At 57.6% G+C, this 5424-nt stretch carries 8 protein-coding genes; 5 read left to right on the top strand and 3 right to left on the bottom strand.

Annotated features, from left to right (window positions below; translation table 11 throughout):
* Positions 1–586: hypothetical protein (locus AB9K37_RS00215; protein ID WP_369835070.1), on the top strand; the 586-nt coding region annotated here is incomplete at its 5' end.
* 82 nt (positions 587–668) lie between these two features.
* Here AB9K37_RS00215 and AB9K37_RS00210 read toward each other — a convergent pair.
* Positions 669–980, bottom strand: a complete 312-nt coding sequence (locus AB9K37_RS00210) for a hypothetical protein (RefSeq protein WP_369835069.1) — start codon at positions 978–980, stop codon at positions 669–671.
* A 223-nt stretch (positions 981–1203) separates the two neighbouring features.
* Here AB9K37_RS00210 and AB9K37_RS00205 point away from each other — a divergent pair, with 223 nt between their 5' ends.
* A complete protein-coding gene (locus AB9K37_RS00205) occupies positions 1204–1806 on the top strand; it encodes a hypothetical protein (protein ID WP_369835068.1) in 603 nt (200 codons plus the stop codon).
* A 434-nt stretch (positions 1807–2240) separates the two neighbouring features.
* Here AB9K37_RS00205 and AB9K37_RS00200 read toward each other — a convergent pair whose 3' ends face one another.
* A complete protein-coding gene (locus AB9K37_RS00200; RefSeq protein WP_369835067.1) occupies positions 2241–2582 on the bottom strand; it encodes a hypothetical protein in 342 nt (113 codons plus the stop codon).
* 382 nt (positions 2583–2964) lie between these two features.
* Between AB9K37_RS00200 and AB9K37_RS00195 the strand changes: the two genes are divergently transcribed.
* Positions 2965–3192, top strand: a complete 228-nt coding sequence (locus AB9K37_RS00195) for a hypothetical protein (protein ID WP_369835066.1) — start codon at positions 2965–2967, stop codon at positions 3190–3192.
* A gap of 269 nt (positions 3193–3461) precedes the next feature.
* Here AB9K37_RS00195 and AB9K37_RS00190 read toward each other — a convergent pair whose 3' ends face one another.
* On the bottom strand, positions 3462–3968 hold the full coding sequence (locus AB9K37_RS00190; protein ID WP_369835065.1) for a hypothetical protein: 507 nt from the start codon (positions 3966–3968) through the stop codon (positions 3462–3464).
* 185 nt (positions 3969–4153) lie between these two features.
* Here AB9K37_RS00190 and AB9K37_RS00185 point away from each other — a divergent pair, with 185 nt between their 5' ends.
* Both AB9K37_RS00185 and AB9K37_RS00180 read left to right on the top strand, forming a co-directional pair.
* Positions 4154–4411: a multiprotein-bridging factor 1 family protein gene (locus AB9K37_RS00185; protein WP_369835064.1), complete on the top strand. Its 258-nt coding sequence runs from the start codon at positions 4154–4156 to the stop codon at positions 4409–4411.
* A gap of 480 nt (positions 4412–4891) precedes the next feature.
* Positions 4892–5287, top strand: coding sequence for an integrase arm-type DNA-binding domain-containing protein (locus AB9K37_RS00180; protein WP_369835063.1), 396 nt, complete (start codon positions 4892–4894; stop codon positions 5285–5287).
* Positions 5288–5424: the final 137 nt, after the last annotated feature.

Below are 5424 nucleotides of genomic sequence, written 5' to 3'. Positions count from 1 at the left end.
ATGTTGGTTTTGGTCATCGGGGTCTCCGTGTGGTTCGTGGTTGAAGCGGTCAAACTCCACCTCGACCATACACCTCGATGGCCACCCGGGATTACACCGTTGGCGGTGCGGAAATTACACCACGTGCTCGGACACTAACCGTCCACGACTGGGCCAACTCATCCAGTTTTTCGAAGGCACTGTTCCCGAAGGAACGCGGTCTGTTCCTGATCCCGCGACGGCTCCGATCATGTTCTCGGCGTTTGTCGATCTGCGCAGTTTCCTGCGGTTGGGCCATGTGGAGCGCCTCACAGACTGCGGTGTCCCAGACCATATGCAGGGCCCGCCGAGATTGCGACAGGGCGGCCTGCGTATGACCCACTGGCCCGAGCCAGAACCGTTTTTCCTGACCGAGGGACTTGGCGACGACGAAGTTGTGGTCGAAGACCCAGTCAGCGAAGCGGAAGTGGCCACGACGCCTGATCTTGTGGTGCTAGACATTCTGGGGGTGCGTGACTACTACCGCTATGGTCTGACGCCCGAGCGGCAGTATGCTATTGCCCATGGCACCCATGTGTTCGATCCGGAGCGCGATGCGCTTTTCTGACCGCACACCCCTTCTTCCACTAAAAACTCCAGCCGATCCCCGGGTTCTGGCTGCGGTCGGTCTCCCGCGAGCCAGTTCCTAATCAACCATCCTCTTGAGCCTTCTCGAGGCTCTGTCCAAGCCACTGCGTCATCTGGATCTGGTTCTGATGGATGGCGTCGATCTGCGCGGCCATGCGCATCAGGTCCTGCTGCTGCATCAGGGCGCCCGACAGCGTCTCCACGATCTGGCGAGAGTAGGCGTTCGAGGCGAGGATCGCGTCCGCGATCTCCTGCAGGCGATCCGAGAGGGTCTCGTCCTCTGAGCGCTCCAGCATGGCTTCGAGGCGGTCCATCATGGTGCGAAGTTCGAGGAGCATGGCGCTCAGGCTCTGTAAGTCGGTCGATACGGTCACGAAGCGTTCTCCAGGTCTGTTTGGTGGTTTGGAAGTCGTTACGATGGGATGCGATTACCTGCGCGATCCGGCGCGTGGCCAGCTGGTTCTGAAAGAGTTCCGCGAGGGCACTCAGTCGTGCGACCAGGGTTTGCAAGATCGGCGGCTTCGGTAGGTGGATCTTGCGGGATTTTGCGATTTTTCTTTCGGGAAAGGTCGAAGCGTTTTCAATAGCATGTGCCCGTTGCCACGCGATACACTCCTGTCCTTTGACAAAGCTATGAAGCGGATCAAAGGGCCACAGATCCCAGCCATCTTTTCCATATTTCCGCGCCGTCATTTCTTCGCAGTCTTCAGAGAGATCAAAGAGGCGGTCTTCGAGATCTTGCGCGACAAAGCGTGCATCGAAGGCGGCCTGATCCTGGCGCACCACCGCATAGGGGCGGTCCTCAAAAAGGCGCCCTTTGAAAACGAAACGCTTCGGCTCTGTGCGCACCGGATCAATGGCATCGAAGCGCATCGATTTGTCATTCGGGCGCCCGATCCGGTAGCCCGCCTTGCGCGCCAATTTGCGCATATGCCGCCGCAGCGCTTTGCGATGGGGAATAGCGTTGCTTTGCGCCAGCTCTTCCAACTGCTGTCCGAACTCCAGAATGGCCATATTGGACGAGGCCAAACTATGGCGCGCCAGCTCGGCGGTGCTTTTGCTCAACCACGGGGGAAAGCTGACCCACTGGGTCCGGCGCGGATCAGTGGGTTCGGCACACCCGAGCCGTGCATTGATGAGTTGGCGCTGCAGGTCCCACATCGCGCGGTGCCGCGGCGTCGGGGGGCACGGGTTCCATGACAGATAGCGCCCGTGGCCTGCCAGCACCGCCTTGGGCAGCAAAATGTTGATCTCGAGCCGCCCCGTATGGGTATGGGTTCCGATCAGGACCGGAGGGCGCTGCTCCGGCGGAATGTGCAGGTAGGCCAGCTCCAGCACAGCGGTAACGGCCTTGCCCACCTTGTCCCGCTGCGCGCGGTCACCGCGATTGAAGGCTGCCACCGGCACATCGTCTTCGGCAAAGGTCATCGTCATCGCGCTGAACCGCCGCTTGAAGGTCAACCGCTTCAGGAACCGCAGGATCTGCTCTGGGTCACCAGCCAGGAGCTCCGGTGCTGGTTCACGCGTGAGCTGGAGGCGCTGTCCCTCGACCGACTTTCCGACAGTTGGCGCGAGAAAGTACGCAACGATCCCGTGTCCAACCGGATCAGAGGCGTCGTATTTGTACCAGCCGATCAGCATTTTCCGAGACGCTCCAGCACGGCATTCAGAGCTGCGGTATTGGCCCAGAGTGCCGAAACGAGCGTCGTGGGAATTGGGGTAATGCCATCATGAAACGCGAGGTGCATATCCGCGTTCTGGCGAATTGCGCTTTCCAGCTCCTGAATAAGCTGATCCGGGATCACCTGCGCTGGCGGTTTCTCATTCCGAATAAAAATCCATGACGCCACAAGCTGGCTTGCAGAGAGACCCTGTAACTTCGCGGCGTCCTTCAAAGCCATCCATTCTGCATCCGTCAAATGGATCTTGTGGCCTTTCTTCTTCCCCTTCTTAACGTCAGCATCTGCGTCCAACATACTCACAACCCTGTACAATGACTTACATGCCTAACAAGGTGGTCGTTGCGGCTTGTAACTTTCAAGACGTAAATCGGGTTATCCACATCTTTCTGAATTATGCGAATTAGTTATTCGAAACAAATCACTACTATTGTAAGAGAATCGCGCAATTTAGGGTGGTTATCCACATAATTCTAAATCCAATCGGACATTCGGCATTGCGTCACCTTGGCTCACATTTCTAGCGTCCTGTCATGCCCCGCCTTTGGGGATCTTCCAATCAGCCAAGACCCCTGCGGCGCCCCGCACGGGGCGACAGGAGACGCACGCCATGGCGCGCGACAGGACCGACTTTGCCGATCGCATCCGGCCTCCCGCCCCGAAGGGCGCGGAGATCACCGTGGCGCGGCTCGAGGCGGCTCTCCTGAAGGTAGCGATGCTGATGGAACACCAACCCAAGTTCACGCCGATCTTCGTGCGGCTCGAGGCCGAACTGGCCGCCGCCCAAGGGGCCGAGGCAAACGGGCCTCTGGCCCGGGCCAAGGCCCTGCGGGAGCAGCAACGCCGCAAAGCAGAGCCACAGGCAAGGCCCGCAAATGTGGTTGCCTTGACGCACGTCCGACCCTGAGGTCCCGCCGCTCACATTCTCGCTGAAGGCACAGCCTCACGCCGCGCACCCCTCACATTTGCAGTCTTGGAACCTGAGCGAGGGCGCAAAATCTCTCCCGCTCGACCCTACACGCTTGTGAAAAAGAGGGTCGAAAACCGTCTCAATAAAACCACCATGTCAGCTCCGAACGGGCCCGTTCGAGGAGTCTTGATGGTTTTGAAAAAGAGGGTCGGTAAAATCATCGGGCGCGCAGGACGCTCTTCGAAAAAGAACTGCGCATCTCGGGGTCACTCTACCAGCGCAGGAAACCCTCTGAGAACCCCGCCAAGATCGACAATGGCAGCACCGCTTCGAGGAACAACCTCCCCAAGCCACCTCTCCAGTGCCTCTCTGCGAACCTCTGAAGTCACACGCTCTTCGATCTCTAACCCTTGACGCACGCCCAAAGGCGCGGCGGGATCGACCAGCCGCTTCAGCAACGCTCCATCTCCGATCTCCAGCGCGATCTCCACCATTGTCCGTGTGGCTGCCACACCATAGCCGTACTCCACGACGCAGGTGTCGGTCACCAGATCCGTGACCCCTGCAACAAAGAGGTCATGCTTCCATTCCCGAAGATCATCAAACCAGGATTGCCCCTCGGGACTGGGATCAAAGGTCACAATCGTCCGTCCCGCCAACGGTCCCAGTCGCACCGTGAACGAGTCACGTTCTGCAAAGCCCTCGGACATCAGGCGCACCGCCCCTTCGTAGGAGGTCACCCCATTGAGGATCAGCTCACAGAGGGGCAGCACCCTCGGATCCTTCAGAAACTCGGCAGCGCGTCTCGCTGTGCCTGCAAGGTCGCCAAGCGAATTTGGGCAAGGGGCTGGGTCTCGAGGTCTGGGTGCATGTGGATACTCCGTCGAACCGATCTGAATTTTAGACAATCTACTTTCCGGATTTATCCAAGCTTCCAGCACAGCCTCGGGGGACAGGGATGAGCAAGACAATCCGCAGCGCGGGCCAAGCAGCCCTGTGCGACGCCCTGATCAAGGCCCGCCAATCGGCAGAGCTGACCCAGACCCAACTGGCCGAGCGTCTAAAGTGCCATCAGTCCATGATTGCCCGCGTGGAAAGCGGAGAGCGCCGCATCGACACCGTAGAGCTCATCGTCATTTGCCGCGCCATCGGCTGCGATCCGAAAGGCATCCTCGATCATGTGGACGCCGCCGTGCCTGTGGATCACCATTTGTAGAGTAGAACGCTCAGGCTGGTGCCCTGTCCGCTTTCCCAGTTTAAAAGACTTTAGTCTTTGAGAGCGAACGCGCGTCGCTCAGGAGCATATGCAGTGCGGCAGGGTAGGAGGTGCGCCTAAAATGCGAGGTCAAGCTCGAACGTTTACGCACACGATATAGTGGGAGCTTGTGGGGAATGCCTGAGGGAAATGCTGAAAATTGTGTAGCAAAAAGTGTAGCAAAGCAAATCGACGCCATCCCCTAGGGGGAGCGATCTTTCCAGCAAGCCATTGAATTTTTGGAGTAAATTACCTTGGCTTGCCAAAGTAAATGGCGGAGAGACAGACCGCCATTATAAGATCTCTGTGGGGTTCAGATACATTCTGTCATTCTTGTTTTGCACCTATTTATACTATCTTGACGGATAGTTCGATTTCCGGAAGTCTCACAGCGTTGCAGGTAGCTCCACTCAAATGTGGGGCTAAAAGTGGGGCTGAGAGATGGTTAAGCAGCTAACCGACACACAAGCACGTGCTCTAAAGGCAGGCGGAAAAGCTGTTCCGGTTGGGGGCGTCAAAGGGCTTCGCTTGATCCCTGGCAAGCTCGATGGACGCGGAAAGTACGAACTGAGGTTCACCTCTCCTGTGACAGGGAAACGAAGGGATATGGGGCTTGGAAATTACCCAGATATCTCACTTGGGAAAATCCGGACGATTGCGATCCAGCATTGGCAGTTGATTGATGAAGGACGCGATCCGATCATGGTTCGCGACGAAGAAAAGCGAGCAAGCCATCGGGCCTCTTCAAAGCTGACATTCAAAGAAGCCGCCGAGAGAGCATATGCTCAAAAGAAGGATGGCTTCAAAAATCATAAGCACAGCGCGCAATGGATCTGAGCTACTCCCCGATCATTGGACAGGATCTGGCATAAATTAAGCTACTCGTTGCACCTGCTGATCGGGTTGGGTTCCGTCTTTTCTCAGCCAATAAAGCATGGCGGGCGGTCTGCCGCCAAGGGCTGAGTGAGGGCGTT

The sequence above is a fragment of the Donghicola sp. XS_ASV15 genome (assembly GCF_041224595.1).
GTDB lineage: Bacteria > Pseudomonadota > Alphaproteobacteria > Rhodobacterales > Rhodobacteraceae > Donghicola.
This window is presented reverse-complemented; position numbering and strand designations above follow the sequence as displayed.